The sequence below is a fragment of the Oleiagrimonas sp. genome, from assembly GCF_027858935.1.
In the GTDB taxonomy this organism is placed as follows: Bacteria; Pseudomonadota; Gammaproteobacteria; order Xanthomonadales; family Rhodanobacteraceae; genus Oleiagrimonas.
Map to the genome: position 1 here is coordinate 1 of NZ_JAQIBU010000042.1, position 25,037 is coordinate 25,037.

At 64.1% G+C, this 25,037-nt stretch carries 20 protein-coding genes, 1 tRNA gene and 1 pseudogene; 13 read left to right on the forward strand and 9 right to left on the reverse strand.

Annotated elements, in window-relative coordinates; translation table 11 throughout:
• Positions 1-9 precede the first annotated feature (9 nt).
• Together PF446_RS01450 and PF446_RS01455 are read left to right on the forward strand one after the other, a co-directional pair.
• Positions 10-144, forward strand: a complete 135-nt coding sequence (locus PF446_RS01450; protein ID WP_298069014.1) for a helix-turn-helix domain-containing protein — start codon at positions 10-12, stop codon at positions 142-144.
• A gap of 434 nt (positions 145-578) precedes the next feature.
• Positions 579-1,775, forward strand: a complete 1,197-nt coding sequence (locus PF446_RS01455) for an MFS transporter (protein WP_298068981.1) — start codon at positions 579-581, stop codon at positions 1,773-1,775.
• Between the two features lie 380 nt (positions 1,776-2,155).
• Here PF446_RS01455 and PF446_RS01460 read toward each other — a convergent pair whose 3' ends face one another.
• The 3 genes from PF446_RS01460 to PF446_RS01470 form a co-directional block, all read right to left on the reverse strand.
• Positions 2,156-4,444 (reverse strand): HD domain-containing phosphohydrolase, encoded by a 2,289-nt coding sequence (locus PF446_RS01460; protein ID WP_298068983.1) that lies wholly within the window; start codon positions 4,442-4,444, stop codon positions 2,156-2,158.
• 493 nt (positions 4,445-4,937) lie between these two features.
• Positions 4,938-6,251 carry a Y-family DNA polymerase gene (locus tag PF446_RS01465; protein ID WP_298068985.1) on the reverse strand — a complete coding sequence of 438 codons (1,314 nt, stop codon included), beginning with the start codon at positions 6,249-6,251 and terminating at the stop codon, positions 4,938-4,940.
• Complete coding sequence (locus tag PF446_RS01470; protein WP_298068987.1) at positions 6,251-6,844, reverse strand: S24 family peptidase; 594 nt, start codon at positions 6,842-6,844, stop codon at positions 6,251-6,253. Before PF446_RS01470 ends, PF446_RS01465 begins: the two co-directional genes overlap by 1 nt.
• Before the next feature lie 531 nt (positions 6,845-7,375).
• On the opposite strand from PF446_RS01470, the gene PF446_RS01475 reads away from it, so the two are divergent.
• Positions 7,376-8,752, forward strand: coding sequence for a cytochrome C (locus tag PF446_RS01475; RefSeq protein ID WP_298068989.1), 1,377 nt, complete (start codon positions 7,376-7,378; stop codon positions 8,750-8,752).
• Positions 8,753-8,962: 210 nt separating this feature from the next.
• On the opposite strand, the gene PF446_RS01480 is transcribed toward PF446_RS01475, so the two are convergent.
• From PF446_RS01480 to PF446_RS01500, 5 genes are all read right to left on the reverse strand, one after another.
• The gene (locus tag PF446_RS01480; RefSeq protein WP_298068991.1) at positions 8,963-9,847 is read right to left on the reverse strand and encodes a universal stress protein; all 885 of its coding nucleotides are present in this window, start codon (positions 9,845-9,847) and stop codon (positions 8,963-8,965) included.
• Between the two features lie 74 nt (positions 9,848-9,921).
• On the reverse strand, positions 9,922-10,605 hold the full coding sequence (locus tag PF446_RS01485; RefSeq protein WP_298068993.1) for a hypothetical protein: 684 nt from the start codon (positions 10,603-10,605) through the stop codon (positions 9,922-9,924).
• Positions 10,606-10,625: 20 nt separating this feature from the next.
• Positions 10,626-11,768: an N-acetylglucosamine-6-phosphate deacetylase gene (gene nagA / locus PF446_RS01490; protein WP_298068995.1), complete on the reverse strand. Its 1,143-nt coding sequence runs from the start codon at positions 11,766-11,768 to the stop codon at positions 10,626-10,628.
• Positions 11,769-11,849: 81 nt separating this feature from the next.
• Positions 11,850-12,878: an SIS domain-containing protein gene (locus PF446_RS01495; protein WP_298069016.1), complete on the reverse strand. Its 1,029-nt coding sequence runs from the start codon at positions 12,876-12,878 to the stop codon at positions 11,850-11,852.
• Positions 12,879-12,931: 53 nt separating this feature from the next.
• The gene (locus PF446_RS01500; RefSeq protein WP_298068997.1) at positions 12,932-13,678 is read right to left on the reverse strand and encodes a GntR family transcriptional regulator; all 747 of its coding nucleotides are present in this window, start codon (positions 13,676-13,678) and stop codon (positions 12,932-12,934) included.
• A 135-nt stretch (positions 13,679-13,813) separates the two neighbouring features.
• On the opposite strand from PF446_RS01500, the gene zwf reads away from it, so the two are divergent.
• From zwf to PF446_RS01530, 6 genes are all read left to right on the forward strand, one after another.
• Positions 13,814-15,292, forward strand: a complete 1,479-nt coding sequence (gene zwf, locus PF446_RS01505) for a glucose-6-phosphate dehydrogenase (protein ID WP_298068998.1) — start codon at positions 13,814-13,816, stop codon at positions 15,290-15,292.
• A gap of 74 nt (positions 15,293-15,366) precedes the next feature.
• Positions 15,367-16,047 (forward strand): 6-phosphogluconolactonase, encoded by a 681-nt coding sequence (gene pgl / locus PF446_RS01510; RefSeq protein WP_298068999.1) that lies wholly within the window; start codon positions 15,367-15,369, stop codon positions 16,045-16,047.
• A gap of 85 nt (positions 16,048-16,132) precedes the next feature.
• Positions 16,133-17,980 carry a phosphogluconate dehydratase gene (gene edd, locus PF446_RS01515; protein WP_298069002.1) on the forward strand — a complete coding sequence of 616 codons (1,848 nt, stop codon included), beginning with the start codon at positions 16,133-16,135 and terminating at the stop codon, positions 17,978-17,980.
• 48 nt (positions 17,981-18,028) lie between these two features.
• On the forward strand, positions 18,029-18,676 hold the full coding sequence (eda, locus tag PF446_RS01520) for a bifunctional 4-hydroxy-2-oxoglutarate aldolase/2-dehydro-3-deoxy-phosphogluconate aldolase (protein ID WP_298069004.1): 648 nt from the start codon (positions 18,029-18,031) through the stop codon (positions 18,674-18,676).
• A 58-nt stretch (positions 18,677-18,734) separates the two neighbouring features.
• Positions 18,735-18,811, forward strand: a tRNA-Arg gene (locus tag PF446_RS01525).
• A 95-nt stretch (positions 18,812-18,906) separates the two neighbouring features.
• A complete protein-coding gene (locus PF446_RS01530) occupies positions 18,907-20,439 on the forward strand; it encodes an aldehyde dehydrogenase family protein (RefSeq protein WP_298069006.1) in 1,533 nt (510 codons plus the stop codon).
• Between the two features lie 96 nt (positions 20,440-20,535).
• On the opposite strand, the gene pncB is transcribed toward PF446_RS01530, so the two are convergent.
• The gene (gene pncB, locus PF446_RS01535) at positions 20,536-21,717 is read right to left on the reverse strand and encodes a nicotinate phosphoribosyltransferase (protein WP_298069008.1); all 1,182 of its coding nucleotides are present in this window, start codon (positions 21,715-21,717) and stop codon (positions 20,536-20,538) included.
• A 139-nt stretch (positions 21,718-21,856) separates the two neighbouring features.
• Here pncB and PF446_RS01540 point away from each other — a divergent pair.
• The 4 genes and pseudogenes from PF446_RS01540 to murB form a co-directional block, all read left to right on the forward strand.
• A pseudogene (locus tag PF446_RS01540) lies at positions 21,857-22,237 on the forward strand (SDR family NAD(P)-dependent oxidoreductase); the annotation flags it as partial.
• Positions 22,238-22,374: 137 nt separating this feature from the next.
• Complete coding sequence (locus PF446_RS01545) at positions 22,375-23,139, forward strand: SDR family NAD(P)-dependent oxidoreductase (protein WP_298069010.1); 765 nt, start codon at positions 22,375-22,377, stop codon at positions 23,137-23,139.
• A gap of 80 nt (positions 23,140-23,219) precedes the next feature.
• A complete protein-coding gene (locus PF446_RS01550; RefSeq protein ID WP_298069012.1) occupies positions 23,220-24,254 on the forward strand; it encodes a quinone-dependent dihydroorotate dehydrogenase in 1,035 nt (344 codons plus the stop codon).
• Between the two features lie 55 nt (positions 24,255-24,309).
• Positions 24,310-25,037 (forward strand): UDP-N-acetylmuramate dehydrogenase (gene murB, locus PF446_RS01555; protein ID WP_298069018.1); only part of this gene is annotated, 728 nt, incomplete at its 3' end.

The window sequence follows — 25,037 nt, forward strand, 5'->3', positions numbered from 1 at the left end:
CTCGCGGATTTGAGTGGCACCACACGCAAGTCGATCAATGCGATTGAAATGGAGCGGATGATTCCATCGACGCTGCTCGCTCTCAAATTGGCGCGCGCGTTGGACACTTCGGTGGAGCAAATTTTCTATCTCGCAACACCATAAGCGAGATCGCCCCATGGGCAATAACTGGTGTCGCGCAGGCATGGTTTCGGCTGAGCCAGACCGCCCGTCCGCATGGACCGGATATAGGCAACGGATGGTTGGATTGCGCTTCGAATGGCAGCATCTGGCGCTGGAGTCTGCCCTTGCCGGTTGGGCGACGGTCGAGAAAGCTACCAAGTCCGGGTCGAACCGAAGCAGGCATCGCCAGAACACGCAAACTGAAGCGATTGGCGGGTCCCACGACGACGCCATGGAGTCCGACTGCAACTGTTCACAGAACGCCAACTGCCACTGCCCTGCAAGACCCCCCTGCATCACCGGAAAACGATTCCGGGTGACCATGCTGCTATCTTCGCAGATCGTGCCGATGTGAAGTCTGCCCCCAGACGCGCCCTCCCCCGTTCCACTTTTCACCAAAAGACAAAGCATTCCTGATGACCGCTTCCGCTTCGGTAACTGACAGATCCGCTCCGCCCACTCTCCTCAAGACTCCGCAGTACGGGCGGCTGGCAGGGCTGAGCTGGTTGCACTTCCTCAATGACGGCTCTGCCAACTACCTGCCCGGCATTCTTCCCGCCGTACTGCTGGCTCTGCACCAGAGCACCGCACTTGCCGGCACGGTGATGTCCGCGCTGATGATCGGCCAGGCATTCCAGGTGGTCTCCGGCTGGCTGGCCGACCGTATCGGCGGGCGCCTGTTCATCCTCGCCGGCGTATTCGGCTCCAGCCTGGCCGCGGCCATGATCGGGTTTGCCCCGAGCCTGGGATGGCTGATCCCCGCACTGGTGGTATTGGGCTTCAGCAACTCGCTGTTCCACCCTCAGGCTCTGGCGGGAGCACACAAGCTGAGTGGTGATCGACCAGGATTCGGCATGTCGCTATTCCTCATCGGCGGCGAGGTGGGTCGCGGCCTATGGCCGCTCATCGCCAGCGTGGTAGTGGTGCTCTGGGGGCTTCATTACCTTTGGCTTCTCGCGATACCGGGTGTGCTCAGCGTACTGCTGCTGTGGAACCAGCTGCCTTTGCAGAATCCGCGTCACCCGGACGTGAAGCCGATTGCATGGCGACGACATCTCGCCCCGATGTCCTTGCTGGTCGCATTCTCGCTGCTGCGCTCGTTGGCGATTTTCGGGTTGGTCACGTTTCTGCCGATCATCTGGAGCAGTCGCGGACATGACCTTACCCAGGGCGCGGCACTCATCACCGTTTTGCTGGTGGTCGGGATCGTCGGCAACGTCGGCGGCGGGCATCTGGCAGACCGGGTCGGACGCCGTCCCGTGTTGCTCGGTTCCAGCCTGCTCGGCGCCCTGTTGCTGGTGGCCTTCATGTTCAGTGGCGGCCTCGTGCAATGGCTGGTACTGGGGTTGCTGGGCATCGCGCTGTTCGCCAGCCTGCCCTTGGGTATCCTGATCGGCCAGGATATTTTTCCCGAAAACCGCTCACTCGGTTCCGGCATCGCACTGGGCTTTTCCAACGGGCTTGCCGCGGTGGCCCTGTCGGGTCTCGGCCTGGTATCCGCGCTGCACGGACCGGAAACAGTGCTGTGGGTGCTGGTAGGCGCGCTGATCTTTTCGGGCCTGCTGAGCTTGGGATTCCCCAGGCAAGCACACACAGCAGTGGGAGGCCATTGATGCTCGGTACCTCGAGACGCAGCGCGATGTAAGGCGCTGCGGTCTGGCGTGAATCCAACTACTGACGCAATGCAGGCAGCCCGCGGGATGAAGGCCGTCAGGGTGCCCGGAACAAGGAAAGCCCCGTCTGCCTGAGACGAATCTCCAGGTACGCCGATCAGGAGCGCTCCGCTCGATCATCCGCCGTAATGAGAACCGAAACGCAGGCCTGCGCGGTACTTCGGATCGCCGTATCCTGGCGATGCATGCCTGAAATCACGCTGCTGGCAAGCACATCTGGATAGGCGAAGGTCGACCCATTTCGGAGATAGGCCGTACTGGCAGCACATCGCATGCATGAGGTGGATCCGCTCTCGCCGATGGGTTGCACCGTCGAGTTTTCACAAAAACACGAACCCGTCCTCGCGAAACAGCTTCAGGCAGGCATCGACCACCGCAGTGTCGAAACGCGTGCCGCGCCCCTTCTCGATCTCATGCAGTGCCGCATCCAGACTCAGTTGTGGCCGATACGGGCGATGCGACCACATGGCCTCGACGACGTCCGCCACTGCCAGTATTCGTGCACCAAACGTGATCTCGCCGTCGTGCAGGCCCAGGGGATAGCCCGAACCGTCTATCCGTTCATGGTGTTGATGCACCATCTCGGCGATCGGCCATGGGAATTGCACGCCCTTGAGAATCTCATAACCGATCGCAGCGTGACTCTTCACCATGGCGTACTCGATCTCGCTCAGCTTCGTCGGTTTGACCAGGATCTCCGCCGGAATGCCGATCTTGCCGATATCGTGGACGATTGCCGCCAGGTAGATGCCGTGGGCCTCCTCGGCACCCAGCCCCAGTTTTAACGCCAGCACCTTGGCCAGATCGCCAACACGGCGCTGATGCCCGGCGGTGTATGGGTCGCGCATCTCGATGGTCATCGCAATCGCGCGCAACGCCTCCTCCAGCCCGTCGCGCAACACCAGCTCATGATGCCTTTCCATGAGCGCCAACCGGTTGCGATCACTCTTGGTGCGCCACAGTTCGATGCCGAAAGAGGTGTCAGCGCAGGTTTCCTTGAGGTACTCGACCTGGAGGCCACTGAATTCGTTCTTGTCTCGCGCAGCGAGGATCAACGCACCGAACGGCTTTCCCTCCAGGTGCAGCGGAAGGATGATCAGCGAGCGGTAACCGAACTTCGCCGCCTGTTTGCCCAGGTGCGGATTCAGCGTCTCGGCACTGGTGTCGTTGATCACCAGAACTTCATCGTTGCGCACTGCGTTGATCACCGGCTGCAGGCCATTGCCGGCCGTGTTCCAATCGATCTGTTCAGCCACATCGCTGGTGGTCGAATACGACGCCACGGTATGCAGGTACTTGTCACGGTCCGGCCCGGTGAAGCCGATCCAGGCCGCAAGGTAACCACCTTGCTCGACAATGTCGCGACAGACCCGGTCCAGCAGATCTTGTTCGTTCTTGGCGAACAGCAACGACTTGTTGCCGGCGGACAGCACCCGCAGCGAGCGATTCACCCTGAGCAGTTCCGCATTCATCTCATGCAGCTGGATCTCCTGCGCCTGCAGCGCCGCGGCCATGTCGTCGAACGAGCACGCCAGATGGTCGAGCTCGTCATGTCCAGTCAAGCCGATCGTGACGCCGAGATCGCCGGCAGCCAGCCTCTGTGTAGCGATTTCGATGCGCTGGATCTTGCGCAGGAACAATTTCTCGATCCCGAGGTAACCCAGCACCAGCAGCAGGACAAACGCGCACAGGTTGACTGCCAGGTTGGCGATAAACTCGTGATAGACCGGCTGTATCAAACTACTCCGCGGCGCATCGACTACCACGCGCATGATCCCGGAAGCGGTCGTGAAGGCATGCACCACCACGATGCTGTCCGCACCGGCAAACCCGGCACCGCGAAACACGGCATCGCTGACCGCAGCGCTGCGCCGGTAGAACGCGGTATCGGCGATGCTGCGGTCGACCCATTTGCCCAGGTTCGCCGAGCCGGCGACCACGACGCCATGGCTATCGACCAGTAGTAGATGGCCACCCGCCGGCAGATCCATCTTTCTGGTTTCCTCGCGGATCCAGGAGAAGTCCAGCGCCACCAGCACAACCTTCTGCACTTGGCCTTCCGCACCGCGCATGGCGCGTGCCAACACCGCCGTGTATTGGAGCAGCTCGCGCTTGTCGGCGTCGTCGACCACGCTGTGATCGGCTTCGTCGACCACGCTATGATCAGGGTCATGCAGTGCAGCGCGGAAGAACTGGCTGCCGGCGACCGTGGACACCGTAAGCCAGCGGATCGAGTTGCAGGAGACGGTGCCGTCAGGGTCGGCCAGGGCGAACGCTCCGAATTCGGGATCGAAGCCCGATTCAGTGGCAACGCCGGCGGGGCAAGCGACTTGTCCGGGCAAGTCACGATGCCACTGATTCATCACCGTAACGGCCAGCCGCTGGGCCTGGGCCAGATGACGCTGCTGCTCGCTCGCTACCCAGCGAGCGGCCCACCGGAACTCAACCGCCTTGTCGCGCTGGATGTTGTCGAAATTGCGAACCGAATGCGACACCGTCAGGCCGGCCAATAGGCCAAACATCAGGGTCAGAAACAACAGAATCTTGGCGCGCAGGCCAAACCTCGGCATGGCCAGGAAGGCTTTAGTGACCTTGCGCGATTTCGGCATATCCCCCCTGTGTGGACCGGCAACAATGGAAACGATCAGCGATCGCCCACGGCATCCCATCCAGAGGCTGCAGTATCACACCAAGACCCGCTACCGAAATCGTGTCAAAGCCGAATACCGACCCTTGCAGCTACGTTTCGGAACGGTTTGCGTCCGGTTTCATGATGGCGATGAGGGAATCAAGCGTTGGTCCTGCGTGCTGCTTCGCACATCTACCAGATACTAATGCAACGGGTCAAGCACAATCTTGATTCTGGTCAAAATCGCCGTTACCCCGCTGGATTGCGCGCCGACAGTCCGGTTTCGGTGACGGCCACAGGGATGGAACATCAGCGACCCTTCATCTCGGTCCGCCTGGAACCCGCGTGATCGTCCGCGCCCCACCCTGCCCTGGCTGGAAATACGACCCCATGGGCATTGCTCCCTCGACCTGAGCTTGCGCCTCCCTGAGCGGCGGCACGTCAGACGGCCGGGCTGCCACGCGACAGGAACCTCACTCTGCCCGGACACGCCTTACTTCAGCCCACGAGGTGGTGTAGCGCGGACTCATCATGCCGCGCTGCATGGTCCAACGGTGACCCTTGCTGATCCCTGCGTTGCCGAGACCCAGCGCGCCACGGCCCCACTTCCGGTTGACCTGATCCAGGACAGCCATCAGGTGTTCCCGGCGCAGATCCCGTGCCGGCGGCGCGGCATCGAAAAGGGTCCCCTGCAGCATCGTCCTGGGCCGCAGTTCGTCGAGCAGCACGCCGGCCTTGACGTAGCGGAAGCCCTCGCGCCAGATACTGCGCAATACGGCCACCGCCCATGCGATCAGGATCGCGGTGTCATCGGTGGCTTGCGCAAGCCGAATCGAACGCGAAGGGGCGTACTGCGGGTCCTGCGGCCGGAACCGGTTGGTCTCGATCCAGACACCGACCCTGCCCGCCACCGAGCCCTGCCTGCGCAATTTCTCGGCGGCCCGGCTGGCGTGGACATGAATCGGTTCGCGCATTTCGTCCAGCGCATAGATCGGTGCGCCAAATGAGCGTGAGGCAATGATCTGCTGCCTGGCCGGCGGCTGGCTCTCCCAGGTCAGGCACGACACCCCCTGAAGCTCCGCGACCGTGCGTTCCACAACTACATTGAACCGCTCGCGGATACGCCTTGCATTGCATCGGCGAAGGTCCGCGGCCGTGCTGATCCCGGATTGGCGCAGGGACTGGCCGAGCTTGCGTCCGACGCCCCAGACATCCTGCACGGGCACCTGTGCCAGGACCGCATCCAGCGCCGGGCCGGACAATGCGGTCAGGTCACACACGCCCTCCCATCGGGGCTGTTTCTTCGCGCAACGATTGGCCATCTTCGCCAGCGTCCTGGTCTGCCCGAAGCCCACGCACACCGGGAGCCCGGTCCACCGCTCCACCCGCGCACGCATGGCATGCCCGGTATGCGTGGGGTCGATCCGGTAACGGGTGAAGTCGAGGAAGCATTCATCAATGCTGTACTGCTCGACATCCCCGGGCGCCACAAACTGGGCCAGCACCGACATGAAACGTGCCGACATGTCGCCGTAGAGCGTGTAATTGCTCGAAAAGGCGACCACCGGCCAACCTTTTTCCTCCGCTTCATCGCGAAGCTGGAACCAGGGCTGCCCCATCGGCACGCCCAGCGCCTTGGCTTCCGCGCTGCGCGCCACAACGCAACCGTCATTGTTCGACAGCACGACCACAGCAGTGTCCTTGCCCAGGTCCGGACGGAACACGCGCTCGGCACTGCAATAGAAACTGTTGGCATCGACAAGTGCGATGCGGCGCGGCGGGGACATCAGCCACCACGCTTGAAGGTTCGCACGCTGCTGACCACCACACCCCAGATTTCCAGGGTGTCGCCCTCCTCCAGGATGCGTGGCTTGAAATGGGGGTTGTCGGGCAGCAGGGCCAGCTTGCCGTTCACTTTGCCCAGCCGTTTGATGGTGTATTCGTTGTCGATGTTCGCGACGACGATGTCCCCTTCCCGGGGATCGACCGCGCGGTCCACGACCACGCGATCCCCATCGTGGATTCCGGATCCCATCATCGACCAGCCCGTGACGCGCAACACGAACGTGGCCGCCTCATGGCCCTCGACAATGAGCTCCTTGTTGAAGTCGATGGTGTCGTCCAGATAGTCATCGGCGGGGCTGGGAAAGCCCGCCGGGACCTGGTGTGCGAATGCGGGCAGGCTCAGCGTCGAGAGATTGGAAGACATGGGGATCGGCATCCCACCCCGTGTCGGCTCCCGGCAGGCACCCAGGAACGCCACCACCGTGGGCACCTGGCTTTGCGGAATCCGAATCGGCCTAGTGGGCTCGCCAAAGGCGCCGAATCCGGGCTTGCGGCCGGCTCCCGGACGGGGGCCACCATGGTTTGAGGTATTCATGCGCATGAGATCTTGATTGATGTACGAAAATCAAGAATAGCGCGCTCGCGTCTCACGCGTCGAGAGGCCTTGCCCGTCCAGACCCCACCTGGTTTCTGGCCGCCCTCGACGAACCGCGAGACCGAAGCGTTCCGACAGAACCATTGCGCAGTCCATGCAGCCATGCTTTTTGCTCACCCAGCCGATACCAGACCATGCCTGCGCTCATCCGTGCCCACGCAATCATGCGGCATGCTGTCGCACGATTTCGCCATGGGTAAGAGGTGGAGGGATCGTTTTGTGCCCGAACCGATTTCATGAGAAGCACGCAAAATGATGCATAGACAACTGTATTAAATGGATTTATTTGAGTAAACGCATTGCCCATGACGCGCCCGATACGGCCGGAAGCAGCGCCCCTTCCCTGAATGAATGCCTCATCCCGGAGACTTCCTTCTCATGCAATTGACGCTCGTCAAGTACATGCAGGGCAACTCTTCCTACCCTATCAATCACAGGAATTTAACGCTTCTTGATTGGGAGTTCAGTGAGATGAAAATGAGACAGGAGTACCGAAGCACCAAAGCACCCAGCAGACTCATACTATTGCTCGCTACGGCGGCGGGGCTGCTGCTGGCGCCCACTCTGGTACTCGCCGTGCCGTCCTACGCACGGCAGACCCACCAACCCTGCGCGTCCTGTCACGTCGGTGCCTTCGGCCCCGAGCTGACGGCGTTCGGGCGCAACTTCAAGCTCAACGGCTACACCATGGCCCTGGGCAACGACACCAAGATCCCGCTTTCCGCGATGGTCGTCGAGTCCTACGTCCACACCGCCAAGGGACAGGATCCTGCCGATCTGGGCAAGCCCTACAACAGCAACAACAACATCTCGCTTGACCAGGCCTCCGTGTTCGTCGCCGGCCGGCTGAGCAACCACATGGGTATGTTTGCCCAATTCACCTACTCGGAAGTCGGTGGACTGTTCGGCTGGGACAACGTGGACCTGCGCTACGCCAACCGCTTCAGTGCGGGCAAGCATTCCGGTGTCTGGGGCATCACGCTCAACAACAACCCCACGATCACCGACGTGTTCAACAGTGCTCCGGCCTGGTCCTTCCCCTACATGGGATCGGACCTGGCGCCGGGGGCACCGGCGGCACCGATCCTGGTGGATGGTCTGGGCGGTCAGTCGATCGGCGCCACGGCCTACACCCAGATCGATGGCAAGTGGTACCTCGAGGCGGGTGGCTACCGGACGCTTTCGGTGTCCTTCACCCACGCGGTCAACGCGGGCTATGACGGCAAGATTTCAGGCTTCGCCCCGTATGCCCGGCTGGCCTACACCTGGACGGTGCCCAACGGGGACTTCACGCTGGGTGGCTTCCTTCTGGACGTCAAGCGCAGCGGTGTCGGCGTCGACATGAGTGGCAACCCGTTCCCGCTGCCAGGTCCCACGGACAACTACAATGACCTGGGCCTGTCCGGCGACTACATGTACACCAAGGGCAAGAACATCTTCACGGTCAATGGACTGTACGTCCATGAGAGCCAGAAACTGCACAACGCCTTTGCCAATGGTGACGCCTCGAACCTGAGCAACACGCTGGACCAGTTCAACATCAAGGGCAGCTACTGGCTCGACAATACCTACGGTGTCACGCTGAGCCAGTTCTCCAGTAATGGCAGCAAGGACGTGGGCCTGTACGGCAACAATGGATCGCCGAACACGCAGGGTGGCGTGGTCGAGTTCGACTACAACCCGTTCGGTCATTCCGGTTCGTGGCTCGAGCCCTACCTGAACATGCGTATCGGCCTGCAGTACACCTACTACACGAAGTTCAGCGGACTGGTGCACAACATCGATGGCGCAGGACGCAACGCCAGCGACAACAACACCACCTACCTCTACATCTGGCTGGCCATGTAAGCAGACCTTCAACGAGCAGAACCCGGGGCGGCAGGTCAATGGACCCGCCGCCCTTTTTGTTGCCGACCCTGGCGCGCGCGGCACGTTACAGCAACGCGAGCGGTTGGCGACATGCGCGCACGCCCACGCGCTCTGCTCCGGATCAACGGTGCACCTTCACATCAACATCGGGATTCGCGACCCCAGGCAGGGTGTCGACAGATCCGCAGCTCAGTGCTGCATCAGCACCGGGAGGTCGGCATGTGCGAGCAGGTAGCGGGTCGCGCCACCGATCGCACGTTCGCGCATGAGCGATCGGCCATAGGCTCCCATGACCAGCAGGTCGGCACGCATGCGGCGTGTGGCATCGAGCAGGGCCTCGCCGGCACGCGCCACATCCGTGTCCACACGTGTGCTCACGACGGGAACACCAAGACGTCCAAGCGCCTGCTGTGGATCAAACATCGGCAGGCCGTCGTTGTTTTCCACGTGCGTGTAGGCACCATCCAGCAGATGGATTTCGCGCGCGCAACGCAACAGAGGCCGAGCCGCCTGCAGGGCTCGCGTGGCTTCCTGGCTGCCATTCCAGGCAACGACAATGCGCTGGAAGGTTCCATCCGGCACTTCGAGGTCGGTCATGGGGGGCAGCACAAGGCACGGCACGCGACTGCCCAGCAACGCCTCCCCCAGATGTTCGGGAGCGGCATCCGGCGCAACCATGTCACGCTCCAGTACCGCCAGGTCATGCCATGCGCCCAGGGTGCGCAGCACATGCGCGATACCCGCGCGTGCACGCGACCACACCACCGCCTCCGTGACACCGCGTTCACGGGCAAAAAGGCGCAAGCGCGCGCCGTCCTCGGCAGTCTCGCGACGCGAGAGCTGCGAAGCGGGCGTTGGCGTGGAGGCCTCGCTCGCACCCAGTTCGCGCCATGCCGGATCGATACCGCAACCGGTCAGGGCGTACTCCCAGCGCGCCGCCAGTGCCGTCGCCATCTGCGCAGCGCCGCTCCAGGGGTCGGTGGAAGTGACCAGCGCCAACACGTTGCCCATCACCGGCACGGGTCCCGAGTGGCATCGGTGGACAATCGAATCATCCTTTGGTGCAGGTCGCATGCGCGTGATCCCATCGTGAATGGACTATCGGATCGGAGATTGCGACAAGCTTGCGGATGTAGCCTTGATCGATATCAAGCGCAAGGGGATTGACCGGGATTGGCGTGCGCATCAGCCGCAGCCAGTTCATCGAGGCGACTGCAGACCTCGTCCAGCCACAGCTGTTGCCAACGGGCGCGGCGCGGCAGCGGATGCCAGTAGCGCCAGCCGCCCTGTGCACCCGGACGTCCCACCATGCGCTGCGCAGGCAGGACCTCGAGTGCACGCCGTGCAAGTGTTTCGAGCTCCGCGGTCACGCCCCAGGCCACGATGACCGGCGTCTGCGGATGACGCGATAGCGCAGCCCGCAGCCGCGCGGCACGCGCCCCGTGGAAGATCGAGTGATCGGCGCAGCCATGTTCCCGTTCGTAACGACGGACCTGTTGCACAAATCGCCCACTGTCCGGATCGCGCAGATCCGAAAGATTGATCACCCGCACCCGTCGCCAGTCGCGCCGATCCATCAGGGTCATGATGCGGTACTGGGTGGCGTCGGGCACGGTCGCAACCGGCCGGCCGGAGGCCGCATGGGCTGGATTGCACGGACGCGAGCTGCCCGGATTCATCATCACGACAAACGCATCCAGGCCGGTGTATCCACGCGGCCTGCGCTCGATATCCAATGCGCTCCGGCATGCATATGCAGCATGCCGCCCCGGACGCTCGTAGAAGCTGCCGCGGACCGCATAGCGCGTGTCGAGATCGGACCTTGTCGGCATGCCCGTCATGCGCCTCGCACTCAGTGATCGCGGACGCCGTCGATCCAGGTCTCGCGCACCTCGCGCTGGTTGTCCAGGACGGTGAAATCAGCATGATAGCCGGCACTGATCCGACCGTGTGTACGCGAAAGCCCGAGAAAGTCGGCCGGATAGGTCGATGCCATGCGCGCAGCCTCGTCCAGGGTCAGGTCCAGCATCTGCATGCAGTTGCGCACGGCCGTGGCCATGTCCAGCGCGGAGCCTGCGAGTACGCCCTCGGCAGTACGGCAGATACCGTCCTTCGCCGTGATGGTCTCGCCGTTGAGCACGAACGAAGGGTCCTCGGCGCCGACCGGAGGCATGGCATCGGTGACCAGGAACATCTTGCCCACCGCCTTGGCGGCGATGGCCACACGAAGGCTGGCTGGATGCACATGATGGCCATCGACGATAAGACCGCACCAGCTGTTGCGGTCCTCCAGTGCCGCACCGACCACGCCGGGCTCGCGGCTGGTGAACGGACTCATGGCGTTGAACAGATGCGTGAACCCACGGATGCCGTTGTCCAGCGCCGCGTGCATGGCGTCATAATCGGCGGCGGTATGGCCAGCGGCCACCAGCACACCGCGCGTCATCAGCGCCTTCATCGTGGCCGGTTCGACGCGTTCGGGAGCGAGGGTCAGCACCGTGACCCCATGCTTGAGCGAGGCAATCAGGTCCAGCTCCTTGTCACCGGGAGTGCGGAATTTCCCGGCATCATGTACACCCTTGCGCGCAGGCGCCAGGTACGGGCCCTCGATATGGATGCCCAGCACCCCCGGCACGCCCTGCTCGATCGCGGCATCCACGGCATCAATGGCCGCGCGCATCACGTCCACGTCATCACTGATCAGCGTCGGCAGGAACCCGGTCGTGCCCAACCGTCGATGCGCCTCGGCAATCGCCCGGATGCCCTCGACCGTGGGCACGTCGTTGAAAAGCACGCCGCCGCCGCCATTGACCTGGCAATCGATGAAACCGGGCAGCAGGTAGCCGCCCTCGAGATCGTAGCGTTCGGCTTCGCGTACACGCGGATCGGACGGCAACGCCAGGCCGGTGATCCGATCACCCTCGACCAGCACGGCACAGCCGCTCTGCAAGCCCTGGTTGGTAAGGATGCGTCCATTGATGAAAGCGGTGGTCATGTGGGGTGAATCCCGGGAAGTGAATGCAAAGCAGGAGAATGGATCGGCGACACGGGATCGCGCGTCGCAGTCGGACCGGACTCAGACCGTTTCGGTCACCTTGTTCAGGTGTGGCGGAACGTCCGGATCGTGTCCGCGCGCAATTGCGAGTGCGTTGGCGGCCCGATAGAAGCTCTGCACCGCTAGCAGCGGCGCCAGCAGCGGGTCGGCGGCGGGAACGATGGGCAGTGCATCGGCATGCCGATCGCCAGGTGCCGCGGTCCACACGCGCGCACCGCGAAGGCGGAACTCGTTCGCCACGTCCAGGGCACCGCGCTGGGTGCCGTCGTCCTGGGCCAGCAGCAGCACCGGAAATTCCGAGTCGACCAGCGCCATCGGTCCGTGCCTGACCTCGGCGGTGCTGAAGGCTTCCGCATGCAGACCGCAGGTCTCCTTGAACTTCAGCGCCGCTTCCTGCGCCGCACCGTATCCGTAGCCACGCCCCAGCACGAACAGGTTGCGGGCATCGCGCAGGCCCTCAATCAGCGGCGACCAGTCCTGGCGGAAGGCCGAACGCAGAGCGTCGGGCACGCCGGCCATGGCTTCCATCAGGGCGGCATTGGCGCTCCAATGGGCGGTCAGCTGAAGGATCGAGAACAGGGCGCCGAGATAGCTCTTGGTCGCGGCCACGCTGCGTTCCGGTCCGGCACGCAACGGAAGCACGGTATCGGCGGCCTTGGCCAACGGCGAGTCCTCGACGTTGACCAAGGCCACCACATACGCGCCTGATGCCCGTGCGGCCTCGACGCTGCGCAGCAGGTCCGGACTCTGCCCGGACTGGGAAATTGCAAGGAACAGCGTGTTGCGCATCTGCAGTGGCGCGGCATAAACCGACTCAACCGAGGGCGAGGCTGAAGCGGTGACCAGGCCCAGGCGCGTCTCGAACGCATACTTGGCGAAGGTGGCGGCATGATCAGAGCTGCCGCGCGCACAAGTGACAATGAAGGCAGGCGGACGTGCACGCAGTCGGTCGACCAGCGCGCGAACCGGGGCCTCGTTCCCGGCCAGCTGACGTTCGACCACCTCGGCCGCCTCGGCCGCCTCGGCATGCATCAGGGTCTGGTGCGACATGGACGTTGATGTATTCACGTGGACATTTTCCTGGCGGCGCAAAATACCGCGGTTCAAGTCTCGTCCTGCAGCTCGGCGACGAAATCGTAGGCATCGCCCCGGTACCAGGAGCGGGTGAACTCGACCAGGCGTCCGTCGGCGATGAAGGTGCGCCGTTCCAGAGCCAGACCGGCACTGCCAACGGGCACCCCGAGCAAGCGGGCCTGTTCGGCGTTGAAGTTGACCGCGCGCAAGCGCTGCAGGGCACGCACCGGGTGGCAACTGAGCGATTCAAGCACCTCGTAAAGCGAGTCCTCGATCATGGCCGGGTCGGCGATGATGTCCTGCGGCACCGCGGTCCTCTCCACGGCCAGCGGCTCGTCCGAGCCGTAGCGAAGGCGGTACAGCCGCACCACCAGCGCCCCCGGCGAGAGATTCAGTGCCATGGCCTCTTCCGGTGTCACCTCGCCGATCTCGCGCTCCATGAATTCAGATCGTGGGTTCAGGCCCCGCGCGCGGAGGTCGCCGGTGAAACTGGTCAGCTTTGACAGCGGCTTGACGATGCGCTCGGAAACGAAGGTACCCGCGCCGTGGCGCTGGGTCAGCACGCCGTCCTCGACCAAGCCGACCAGGGCCTTGCGAACTGTCACTCTGGATACTTCCAGCTGATGCGCCAGCTCGCGTTCACTGGGTAGGGCGTGGCCGTGTCCGATCAGGCCCTTCTCGACGCTTTCGCGGATGGCGCGGCGCAGGCGCATGTAGGCCGGGGCATGAATGTCCCCGGCTTGCTGCCGATAGGCATCGAGTAAGGCTCTATCCATTCAGCTAAAATACCAGTGCAATACCAATCAAGCAAGGTTTGTCCGTTCAAATCGTTAAATTTCCCTGACCTTGCCAGAAAGTGGTGTTGCAGTGGTATCCTACGCATCCGATCCAGTCCTTGAGGTATCGCATCCGTGACTACCCATGCAAAACCTGTCGAGGCGTTTGACCTGGTGATCTTCGGAGGTACCGGAGACCTGGCCATGCGCAAGTTGCTTCCGGCCCTGTTCCGGCGTTTCGTCGACGGGCAGATCACGGACGACAGCCGCATCATCGGCGTGGCCCGTGAAGACCAGACCTATGCCAACTATCGCGAGCGCGTGGCCGAAGCCCTGGACAAGGCGATCCACGACAAGGAGTGCCTGGACAAATCCAGGGATGCCTTCCTGGCCCTGGTGGGCTATCGCCCGCTGGACGCCACCAAGGATGACGGCTGGAACGATCTGGAAACGCTGCTCGGCGGCAATGACGAACGGGTGCGCATGTTCTACCTGTCGACCAGCCCGAAGATCTTCGTCGACATCTGCCAGCGCCTGCGCCAGCACAACCTCAACGGCGGCAATTCGCGCGTGGTGATCGAAAAGCCGATCGGGCACGACCTGGCCAGCGCCAAGTCCATCAATGACGCGGTGGGCGATGTGTTCGACGAGAGCCAGATCTTCCGTATCGACCATTATCTGGGCAAGGAGACCGTACAGAACCTGTTGGCGCTGCGCTTTGCCAATGCTCTGTTCGAACCATTGTGGAACGCGGCCCACATCGACCACGTGCAGATCACGGTGGGCGAGACCGTGGGCGTTGAACAGCGCGGGCCCTACTACGACAACGCCGGTGCACTGAGGGACATGGTGCAGAACCACCTGCTGCAGTTGCTGTGCATGGTGGCCATGGAGCCGCCCGCGTCGCTGGAGTCGGACGCGGTGCGCGACGAGAAACTGAAAGTGCTGCACACGCTCAAACCGATCAACGCGGACAACGCCAGCCAGATGACCGTGCGTGGCCAGTATCGCGCCGGAGCGGCCAACGGCGGCTCCGCGCCAAGCTACCAGGAGGACCTGGGCGGCAAGGAAAGCACGACCGAGACCTTCGTGGCACTCAAGGCGGAAGTCTGCAACTGGCGCTGGGCCGGCGTGCCCTTCTACCTGCGCACAGGCAAACGACTGCCGCAGCGGGTGTCGGAAATCATCATCCACTTCCGCGACATTCCCTACTCGATCTTCTCGGCGGGAAGCGGCACGATCAATGCCAACAAGCTGGTGCTCCGCCTGCAACCGGACGAAGGCGTGAAGCTTTGGCTGATGGCCAAGTATCCGGGGCCGGGAGGACTGCGCCTGCAGTCGGTGCCGCTGGACATGAGCTTCGCCGAAGCCTTCGGCGTGCAGCAGCCCGATGCCTACGAACGCCTGCTGCTGGACGTGGTGCGCGGCAACCTGACCCTGTTCATGCGTCGCGATGAAGTGGAGGCCGCTTGGCGCTGGATCGATCCGATCCTGGCCGCATGGGAATCGGGCAACGACACGCCAAAGTCCTATTCGGCAGGCACCTGGGGGCCCAGCGCCTCGGTCGCTCTGATCGAACGCGACGGACGCACCTGGCATGACGGCGACGAATAGCACCACGCACGATATCCAACAGCAGGCTGATCGCAGAGCCACTTTCCACGCGCACGCAGCCGAGGAGAAATACCATGCACTGGAACTTCGGTGACAACCCGGAAAACCTCGCCACCGAACTGGCCCATGCTGTAGCCAACGATTTGCGCGCGGCCCTGCGGTCACGCGACGCGGCCACACTGGCATTGTCCGGAGGCAACACCCCCAAGCAGTTCATGCAATGCCTTTCCCTGCAGAAGCTGGACTGGGACAAGGTCACCGTGACCCTGGTTGACGAACGCTGGGTCCCGCCGGACCATCCAAGGGCCAACGCGGGGCTGCTGCGCAAGCACCTGCTCCGCGAAGAGGCCGCACATGCTCACTTCGTGCCGCTGTATGTCGAAGCGCCGACCCCCGAAGACGGCTTGGCGCAGGTTCGCGCACGCATCGATACCCTGGCGCTGCCACTGGACGTGGTCGTGCTGGGCATGGGCGATGACGGACACACCGCATCGTTCTTCCCGGGCGGCGACCAGTTGCGAAACGCCCTGGACCCGAAAACCCCTGAACGCGTGGTTTCCATGCGCGCACCCCATGCCGGCGAGCCACGCATCACACTGACCCTGCCGCTGCTGGTGGGCGCACGTGCGCGCTATCTCCTGCTCACCGGCGACAGCAAGCGCAACGTGCTGCTCGATGCCATGAAGGGTGGGGATTATCCGATCAGCGCCGTACTTGAGGCTGCACCGGAACTTCAGACCTACTGGTGTCCGTGAGCGCAGATGCGCAACGATCACACGATACGCAAACCCCGCGCATGCATGGCGCATGGATCGTGGGGGATCACTGCAGAGACACGTCATGAGCATGCATCCCGTCATCGAAGAAGTCACTCAACGCATCACCGAGCGCAGCCATCCGCGGCGCAAGGTCTACCTTGAGCGCATCGCCGCAGCACGTGACAACGGACCCAAGCGCCGCCACCTGTCCTGCGGCAACCTGGCGCACGGCTTTGCCGCCTGCGGCGCGCAGGACAAGGACGCCCTGCGTGGGGCCGCAACGCCAAACCTGGGTATCGTGACTGCCTACAATGACATGCTTTCGGCGCATCAGCCGTATGAGCGCTATCCCGAGCTGATCCGCGGTTTCGCCCGCGAGGCCGGCGTCACCGCGCAGGTGGCCGGCGGCGTACCGGCGATGTGCGACGGCGTCACCCAGGGCCAGGCCGGCATGGAGCTGAGCCTGTTCTCGCGCGATGTGATCGCGCTGTCGGCCGCGGTGGCGCTCTCGCACGACATGTTCGACGCTGCGATGTTCCTGGGCATCTGCGACAAGATCGTGCCCGGCCTGATGATCGCCGCGCTGAGCTTCGGCCACCTGCCGGCGGTGTTCGTGCCGTCCGGACCGATGCCCAGCGGCCTGCCCAACGAGGAAAAATCCAGGGTCCGCCAGCAGTTCGCCGAGGGCAAGGCCACGCGCGACGAACTGCTCGAGGCCGAGGCGCAGTCCTACCATTCGCCGGGCACCTGCACCTTCTATGGCACCGCCAACTCCAACCAGATGCTGATGGAGATCATGGGCATGCACCTGCCCGGCTCCAGCTTCGTCAATCCGGACACCCCGCTGCGCGACGCACTGACCGCCGCAGCGGTGCAGCGTGCGGCAAAGATCACCGCACTGGACAACAACCCCGACTACACGCCCGTGGGCCATGTGATCGACGAGCGCACCATCGTCAACGGCGTGGTCGGCCTGAACTCCACGGGCGGTTCCACCAACCACCTGCTGCACCTGGTGGCCATCGCCGCCGCCGCCGGCATCACCCTGGAGCTGGAGGATTTCGACGCCATCTCGCGCGTGACCCCGCTACTGACCCGGGTGTACCCGAACGGCTACGCCGACATCAACCACTTCCACAGCGCAGGCGGCATGCCGTTCCTGATCGGCACCCTGCTCGATGCAGGGCTGCTGCACGGCGACGTGCGCACCGTCTGGGGCCAGGGCCTGGACGCCTACCGCAAGACACCGGTGCTCGAGGACGGCAAGCTGGCCTGGACGGACCCTGGCGAGAGCGGCAACCGCAACATCCTGCGTCCAGCCAGCGAGCCGTTCCAGGCCGAGGGTGGCCTGCGCGTGCTCAACGGCAATCTCGGCCGCGCAGCGATCAAGGTGTCTTCGGTCCCCGAAGATCGCCACGTGGTCGAGGCGCCGGCGGTGATCTTCCATGACCAGGACGAGGTGCGCGGCGCCTTCGAGCGTGGCGAACTGGATCGCGACATGGTCGCCGTGGTGCGTTTCCAGGGGCCGCGCGCGATCGGCATGCCGGAACTGCACAAGCTGACCCCGACCCTTGGCGTGCTGCAGGCACGCGGTTATCGCGTGGCGTTGGTCACGGATGGCCGCATGTCCGGGGCCTCAGGCAAGATTCCGGCCGCGATCCACGTCACCCCCGAAGCCGTCGACGGCGGCCCGCTGGGCAAGCTGCGTGAGGGCGACATGGTGCGCCTGGACGCCGACGCCGGCACCCTGGATGCACTGGTCGAGGCTGATGAGTGGGATGCCCGCGAACCGGTCAAGGCCGATCTTGCACCGCATCACCATGGCCTCGGTCGCGAGTTGTTCGCGCTGATGCGCAACGCCGTGGGTGGAGCAGATGCCGGGGCCGGCGTGTTCGCCACCCTGGACAGCCACCACGCCGCCGATGCCTGAAACCGACACAACGCCACTACGCTTGATCCTCCCCACGGAACCTAACCCATGAGCCGCATCGAAGACCAACAGTCCCGCATCAAAGCCACCCTGGAACTCGCCCCCGTGGTCCCCGTGGTGGTCATCGACCATGTCGAGCACGCGCTGCCCCTGGCCCGCGCACTGGTGGCTGGCGGGACCCCTGCGATTGAGGTCACGCTGCGCACACCGGCTGCCCTGGACGCCATCCGCGCCATTGCGGAAAACGTCGAGGGCGCCTGCGTCGGCGCCGGAACCGTAGTCACGCCCAAGGATCTCGAGGCCGCCCAGGCTGCAGGTGCGCGCTTTGCAGTCTCGCCAGGCAGCACCACGGCCTTGCTGGACGCAGCGGACGACAGCGACCTGCCGCTGCTGCCCGGAGCCGCCACCGCCAGCGAGGCCATGACCCTGCTCGCGCGCGGTTACCGACTGCTCAAGTGCTTCCCCGCCGAGGCCTCGGGAGGCGTGGCGCTGCTACGCTCCCTTTCCGGCCCGCTGCCGCAGTTGCGTTTCTGCCCCACGGGCGGGATCACGCCGGACAATGCCGCAACCTACCTGGCCCTTGGCAACGTGATCTGCGTGGGCGGGTCCTGGCTGACACCGCGCAAGCTTCAGGACGCCGGCGACTGGGCAGCCATCGAGGCGTTGGCCCGCAAGGCGGCCGCTCTGCACACCTGACAGGCCTGCTTTTCGTGTTTTCGATCGTGCCCCGCTAGAATGCGGAGCGCATATGCATGGCCCCGTAGTTCAGCTGGATAGAACAGCCGCCTCCTAAGCGGCAGGTCGCAGGTTCGAATCCTGCCGGGGTCACCATGTCGGGTCGGCGGCCCAAGGGCCCGTGTCAGCGCTTCTGGTAGAATGTCCGTTTTGCGCGGAGACACCGCGCCTTGACCGACACAGGAGCGCTCATGTCGCACGATATCCTCAAGGCTCTCGGCCTTTCCGACGTCAACCCCGGCACCTACCTGGGCAACGGCGAATGGTCCACGGACACCAGTGCAAACCTCATCGAGGTGACCAACCCCGCTTCCGGCGAGGTCATTGCCAGGGTCCACGGCACCAGCGACGCCGACTACGAGACCATCGTCAAGCGTGCCCGCGAGTCCTTCCAGACCTGGCGCACCACCCCGGCGCCGCAGCGCGGCGAAGCCGTGCGCCTGTGCGGCGAGGCGCTGCGCAAGCACAAGGACGCGCTGGGTTCGCTGGTCAGCCTGGAGAACGGCAAGATCAAGCCCGAGGGCGACGGCGAAGTGCAGGAGATGATCGACATCGCCGACTTCGCCGTGGGCCAGAGCCGCATGATGTACGGCCTGACCATGCATTCGGAGCGCCCCGGCCACCGCATGTACGAGCAGTGGCACCCGCTGGGCGTGGTCGGCATCATCTCGGCCTTCAACTTCCCGGTCGCGGTGTGGGCCTGGAACGCCATGCTGGCCGCCGCCTGCGGCGACATCTGCATCTGGAAGCCCTCGCCGAAGACCCCGCTGACTGCCATCGCCACGATGAAAATCTGCAACGAGGCGCTCAAGGCCGGCGGCTTCCCGGAAATCTTCTACCTGATCAATGACGCCAGCAACCAGCTGGCGCAGACCTTCGTCGACGACAAGCGCGTGGACCTGATCAGCTTCACCGGTTCGTGCGCGGTCGGCCGCAAGGTCGGCGTGCGCGTGGCCGAGCGCATGGGCCGCTCGCTGCTGGAGCTGGGCGGCAACAACGCCATGATCGTGGACGAAACCGCGGACCTGAAGCTGGCCATCCCGGCCATCGCCTTCGGCGCCGTCGGCACCGCCGGTCAGCGCTGCACCTCCACGCGCCGCCTGATCGTGCACGAGTCCATCGCCGCCGAGGTCACCGAGAAGCTGGTCGCCGCCTACAAGCAGGTCGAGGGCAAGATCGGCGATCCCACCGATCCGGCCACCCTGATGGGTCCGCTGATCGACCAGGCCTCGGTCGAGCGCTTCACGAAGGCACTGGAGGCCGCCAAGGCCGCCGGCGGCAGCGTCGCCTCGGGCGGCAAGGTGCTCGATCGCAAGGGCAACTTCGTGACGCCGGCCCTGGTCACCGGCCTGCCCGGCGACGCCGAGATCGTGCGTACCGAGACCTTCGCCCCGATCCTGTACGTGATCCCCTACAGCGATCTGGACGACGCCATCGCACTGCAGAACAGCGTGCCGCAGGGCCTTTCCAGCGCGTTCTTCACGTTGAACATGCGCAACGCCGAGAAGTTCCTGTCCGCGACCGGATCGGACTGCGGCATCGCCAACGTCAACATCGGCACCTCCGGCGCCGAGATCGGCGGTGCGTTCGGTGGCGAGAAGGAAACCGGCGGCGGTCGTGAATCGGGCTCGGACGCCTGGCGCGCCTACATGCGCCGGCAGACCAACACCATCAACTGGTCATCGGAACTGCCGCTGGCGCAGGGCATCAAGTTCGAGATCTGACCAGACGCGACCGATCCAAACGCCAGGAGCCGGGCCCACGCCCGGCTCTTTTGAGGGACAAGTCGAGGATCGCGTTCATGCGCCCTCCCGGCCAGCTCAGCTTCCGGCCTCTGCGACATCGAACACTCGCCGCAGATAGGCCACGTAGCCGACGTCCCTGCACATGGTCTTGCCCGGCGAGTCGGTCAGCTTGGCCACCGGCTGGCCGTTGCACCCGACCATCTTGATCACGATGTTGAGCGGCTTCGGCCCCAGGTCGTTGGTCAGGTTGGTGCCCACGCCGAACGCCAGCTTGCAGCGGCCGTGGAAGTGCTCGTACAGGCGCAGCACCTTGGGAATGTCCAGGCTGTCGCTGAACACCAGCACCTTGTTACTCGAATCCACGCGGTTGCTGCGGTAGTGTTCCAGAAGGCGATCGCCCCAGACAAACGGATCGCCCGAATCGTGGCGGGCGCCATCGAACAGCTTGCAGAAATACATGTCGAAGTCGTTCAGGAAGGCATCCATGCCGTAGGTATCCGACAGCGCGATACCCAGGTCGCCGCGGTACTCCTGTGCCCAGGTCTCCAGCGCGAACACCTGCGAGTCGCGAAGTCGTGGCCCCAGCGCCTGGCAGGCCTGCAGGAACTCGTGGGCCATGGTGCCCAGCGGGGTCATCCCCTGGCGCATGGCAAACCACACGTTGCTGGTACCGGCCAGTTGGTCGCCCAGTCCCCGAAGCAGCGTCTGCAGCACCTCCTCCTGCCAGTCGCGCGAGAAGCGACGACGAGTGCCGTAGTCGGCGATACGGCATCCGGCATGGCGCGAATCCGCGCGCAGGAGGTCAATCTTGTCGCGCAGGCGGCGGCGCCCATCCTCATGGTCGACGTCCACGGCGTTGCGGCGGAAGTACACTTCGTTGACGATCGCCAGCAGCGGAATCTCGAACAGGATCGTGTGCAGCCACGGCCCACGGATGGTGATGTCTAGGCTACCCGGTTCCTCGCCTGCGCCGATCTGCACGTACTTGGGATTGAGGTGGAACAGGCCGAGGAAATCGATGAAATCCGAGGAAAGGAAACGCAACGTACGCAGGTAGTCCAGTTCCTCGTCGCGGAACCGCAGCGAGTACAGCTGGGCCAGTTCCTCGCGGACCTCCTCGATGCACGGCGCGAGATCCACCCCCTCGGTACGGCAGTGGAAGCGGTACTCCACCTGCGCGCCGGGGAAGTGATGCAACACCACCTGCATCATGGAGAACTTGTACAGGTCCGTGTCGAGCAATGACAGAACAATCATGCCTTCGCATCTGTGCGTGGGTCGTCAACCGTTGATGATACGCCGGCCGGCCGGCGCGACGCGTTTACAATGACGATTGATCCACCGGAAACACCCGATCATGAACTTCGCCTTCGATTTTTCAGGTTACCGCGTTCTGGTCGAGGGCGCGGCCGGGGCTCTGGGCGGCATCGACGTGTTGGTCAACAATGCCTCCGGCTACGGTTACGACGCCCGCGACGACGACAGTTGGCTGGCCGAGTTCAACGCTGACCTGATGGCCACCGTGCGCGCTTCGCGCATGGCCCTGCCGTACCTGGAGCGCTCTTCGCACCCCAGCATCCTGCACATTACCTCGATCGCCGCACTGCATCCGCGCGCCAGCGGCGCAGCGTATGCCGCGCTGAAGGCCGCGCTGACCCACTCCACCGGTTCACAGGCGCTGACGCTCGCGCCCATGCGGATCCGCGTAAACGCCATCGCGCCAGGATCGATCAAATTCCCCGGCGGTATCTGGGATCGCACGCGCAGGGAGGATCCGCAGCAGGCGCACATCGTGCGCCGAAACGTGCTGCCGCTCGCTTGAACCACGAAAGGTTCCCCGGATGCGCTGCGCTTATCCGGGCTGCGCGATCGGAGGTGTTTACAATGAACCATCCTTCTTCCGGAGATCCACGCATGAAAACACCGTTCGACTTTTCCGGTTATCGCGTACTGGTTGCCGGCGGCAGCAAGGGCATCGGTCGCGCCATCGCGCTGGGCTTTGCCCAGGCGGGCGCATCCGTGTCGGCCTGCGCCCGCGGTGCACAAGCCCTGGCAGCGCTGGACAGCGAGCTCGAAGCGTTTGGCGGCAGCACGCACACGCATGCCTGCGACCTGTCCAAGCCCGAGGCCATTGCCGAATGGATCAGCACGGCGGCCGAAGCCCTTGGCGGCATCGACGTGCTGGTCAACAACGCCAGCGGCTACGGCTTCGACGGCGATGACGATGCCAGCTGGATCGCCGACTTCGAGGTCGACCTGATGGCCGCAGTGCGCGCCTCGCGTCTGGCATTGCCCCATCTGGAGCAATCGGACCACGCCAGCATCGTGCACACCAGCTCGATCGCGGCCCTGCACCCGCGAGTCAGCGGCGCACCCTATGCCGCGCTGAAGGCCGCACTGAGTTCGTTCACCGGTTCGCAGGCCCTGCAGCTGGCCGACCGAAGGATTCGCGTCAACGCCGTCGCACCTGGCTCGATCGAGTTCCCGGACGGACTCTGGGACCAGGTCCGCAAGGACCAGCCCCAACGCTACGAGAGCATCCGTGACAGCATCCCGTTCGGCCATCTGGGGGCACCGGAGGACGTGGCGCGAGTGGTCCTGTTCCTGGCTTCACCGATGGCCGCATGGATCACCGGGCAGACGCTGTGCGTGGACGGCGGACAGTCGCTCAATGGTTGATGCAGCGCCTGCGCAGTCGAAGCGCCGGGCGCAACCGGCTAAGCTCTGTGCATTGATTACCGGCCCGGGTCCTACCGCTCATGTATGAATGGCTTCGTCCCCTGCTGTTCGCCCTGCCGCCCGAGACCGCGCACGGCGTGATCATGTACGGCCTGGGCGTGGCCCAGCGCAGTCATTTCGCGCATCTTGTCGCGCCGCCGCCGCAAAACCTTCCCGTGCGTGCCTTCGGCCTCGAATTCCCCAACCCGGTCGGCCTTGCCGCAGGCCTGGACAAGAACGCCGATCACCTTGATGCACTGGCTGCGCTGGGATTCGGCTTCATCGAAGTTGGTACCGTCACGCCTCGTCCGCAGCCCGGCAACCCGAAACCGCGGATGTTCCGCCTGCCTGAACACGAGGCGCTGATCAATCGCCTGGGATTCAACAACAAGGGCATCGATGCGCTCGTGCGCAACGTCGAGAAAGCCGACTACCGCGGCGTGCTCGGCATCAACATCGGCAAGAATCGGGACACCCCGAACGAGCAAGCCTTCACCGACTACGTGCAATGCCTGCGCCGTGCGTACATTCTTGCGTCCTACATCACGGTCAACATCTCCTCACCCAATACCACGGGACTGCGCGACTTGCAGCTGGAGGAACCGCTCAGGCGCTTCATCAACGAGCTGCGCGAGGAACAGGAGCGTCTGGGCAGCCGACATGGCGAACGCAAGCCGATGCTGCTGAAGATCGCCCCGGACCTGGACGACGCCGGCATGGATGCCATGGCCGAAGTGCTCAGCGCCAGCGGTATCGACGGCCTGGTCTGCACCAATACCACCATCGATCGAAGCGCTGTCGCGGGTGATCCGCACGCTGCGGAAGAAGGCGGACTATCCGGACGTCCGCTGCTGGAACGTGCCAATCAGGTGCTGACGGGCATGCGCGCACGCGTGGGCCGGTCCATCCCGATCATCGGCGTCGGCGGCATCCTCGAAGGCGACGATGCAGTGTCCAAGATTCGGGCGGGTGCATCGCTGGTGCAAATCTACTCCGGGCTGATCTATCGCGGCCCACGTCTGCTCGGCGAATGTGTCGAGGAAATTCGTCGCCAACAGATGGATCCCGATTCTTGAGATCACGCCGTATCCGCCCCTGCAGCAGAACACACGCATGAATCAGCCCACCGACATGGGCGGCTACACCGTCGCCGAACAGGCCTCGCTCGCACGCCGCAATACCTTGCGCGTGGACGCCCGCGCCCGCTGGCTGGTCGAGCTCACCGACGCAAGCAAGCTGCCCGCCATCCTGGCCCTGCCCGCCATTCGCCAGGACCCCCTGCTGGTGCTGGGCGAAGGCAGCAACGTGCTGTTCGCCGGGGACTACGACGGCACGGTGCTGACCATGGCCACGCGCGGCGTGCTGGTCGAATCGGAGGATGATGCGGCGCACATCGCGGTCGCCGCGGGCGAGCGCTGGGACGACTTCGTGCGCTGGTCGCTGGGACAGGGCTTTGCCGGTCTGGAGAACCTGATCCTGATTCCCGGCACCGTGGGCGCCGCCCCCATCCAGAACATCGGCGCGTATGGCACGGAAGTGTCGGAGTTCATCGAGGCCGTGGAAGCCTGGGACACCCACACGCAGGAGGTCGTGTCGCTGAACCGGGAGGACTGCGCCTTCGGCTACCGCGACTCGATGTTCAAGCGTGAGCCTTCGCGCCACATCATCACCGCGGTCCGTTTCGCCCTGCCACGCAAGCGGCCACTGCAACTGCAGTATGCCGGCATCGGCGAGGAGCTCAAGCGGATGGGCATCACCACGCCCACCCCCTATCACGTGGCCGAGGCCGTGCTGCACCTGCGCACGCGCAAACTGCCCGATCCGGCGGTGATCGGCAATGCCGGCAGCTTCTTCAAGAA

Excerpts from the sequence above, each read along its gene's own strand:
- PF446_RS01460 (WP_298068983.1), bottom strand. The coding sequence starts at position 4,444 with ATGCCGAAATCGCGCAAGGTCACTAAAGCCTTCCTGGCCATGCCGAGG.
- PF446_RS01500 (WP_298068997.1), bottom strand. The coding sequence starts at position 13,678 with ATGGATAGAGCCTTACTCGATGCCTATCGGCAGCAAGCCGGGGACATT.
- PF446_RS01465 (WP_298068985.1), bottom strand. The coding sequence starts at position 6,251 with ATGTCCCCGCCGCGCCGCATCGCACTTGTCGATGCCAACAGTTTCTAT.
- PF446_RS01485 (WP_298068993.1), bottom strand. The coding sequence starts at position 10,605 with ATGCCGACAAGGTCCGATCTCGACACGCGCTATGCGGTCCGCGGCAGC.
- PF446_RS01530 (WP_298069006.1), top strand. The coding sequence starts at position 18,907 with ATGTCGCACGATATCCTCAAGGCTCTCGGCCTTTCCGACGTCAACCCC.
- eda (WP_298069004.1), top strand. The coding sequence starts at position 18,029 with ATGAGCCGCATCGAAGACCAACAGTCCCGCATCAAAGCCACCCTGGAA.
- PF446_RS01495 (WP_298069016.1), bottom strand. The coding sequence starts at position 12,878 with ATGTCGCACCAGACCCTGATGCATGCCGAGGCGGCCGAGGCGGCCGAG.
- PF446_RS01455 (WP_298068981.1), top strand. The coding sequence starts at position 579 with ATGACCGCTTCCGCTTCGGTAACTGACAGATCCGCTCCGCCCACTCTC.
- PF446_RS01550 (WP_298069012.1), top strand. The coding sequence starts at position 23,220 with ATGTATGAATGGCTTCGTCCCCTGCTGTTCGCCCTGCCGCCCGAGACC.
- nagA (WP_298068995.1), bottom strand. The coding sequence starts at position 11,768 with ATGACCACCGCTTTCATCAATGGACGCATCCTTACCAACCAGGGCTTG.
- pgl (WP_298068999.1), top strand. The coding sequence starts at position 15,367 with ATGCACTGGAACTTCGGTGACAACCCGGAAAACCTCGCCACCGAACTG.
- PF446_RS01480 (WP_298068991.1), bottom strand. The coding sequence starts at position 9,847 with ATGCGACCTGCACCAAAGGATGATTCGATTGTCCACCGATGCCACTCG.
- edd (WP_298069002.1), top strand. The coding sequence starts at position 16,133 with ATGAGCATGCATCCCGTCATCGAAGAAGTCACTCAACGCATCACCGAG.
- PF446_RS01475 (WP_298068989.1), top strand. The coding sequence starts at position 7,376 with ATGAAAATGAGACAGGAGTACCGAAGCACCAAAGCACCCAGCAGACTC.
- PF446_RS01470 (WP_298068987.1), bottom strand. The coding sequence starts at position 6,844 with ATGAATACCTCAAACCATGGTGGCCCCCGTCCGGGAGCCGGCCGCAAG.
- PF446_RS01545 (WP_298069010.1), top strand. The coding sequence starts at position 22,375 with ATGAAAACACCGTTCGACTTTTCCGGTTATCGCGTACTGGTTGCCGGC.
- pncB (WP_298069008.1), bottom strand. The coding sequence starts at position 21,717 with ATGATTGTTCTGTCATTGCTCGACACGGACCTGTACAAGTTCTCCATG.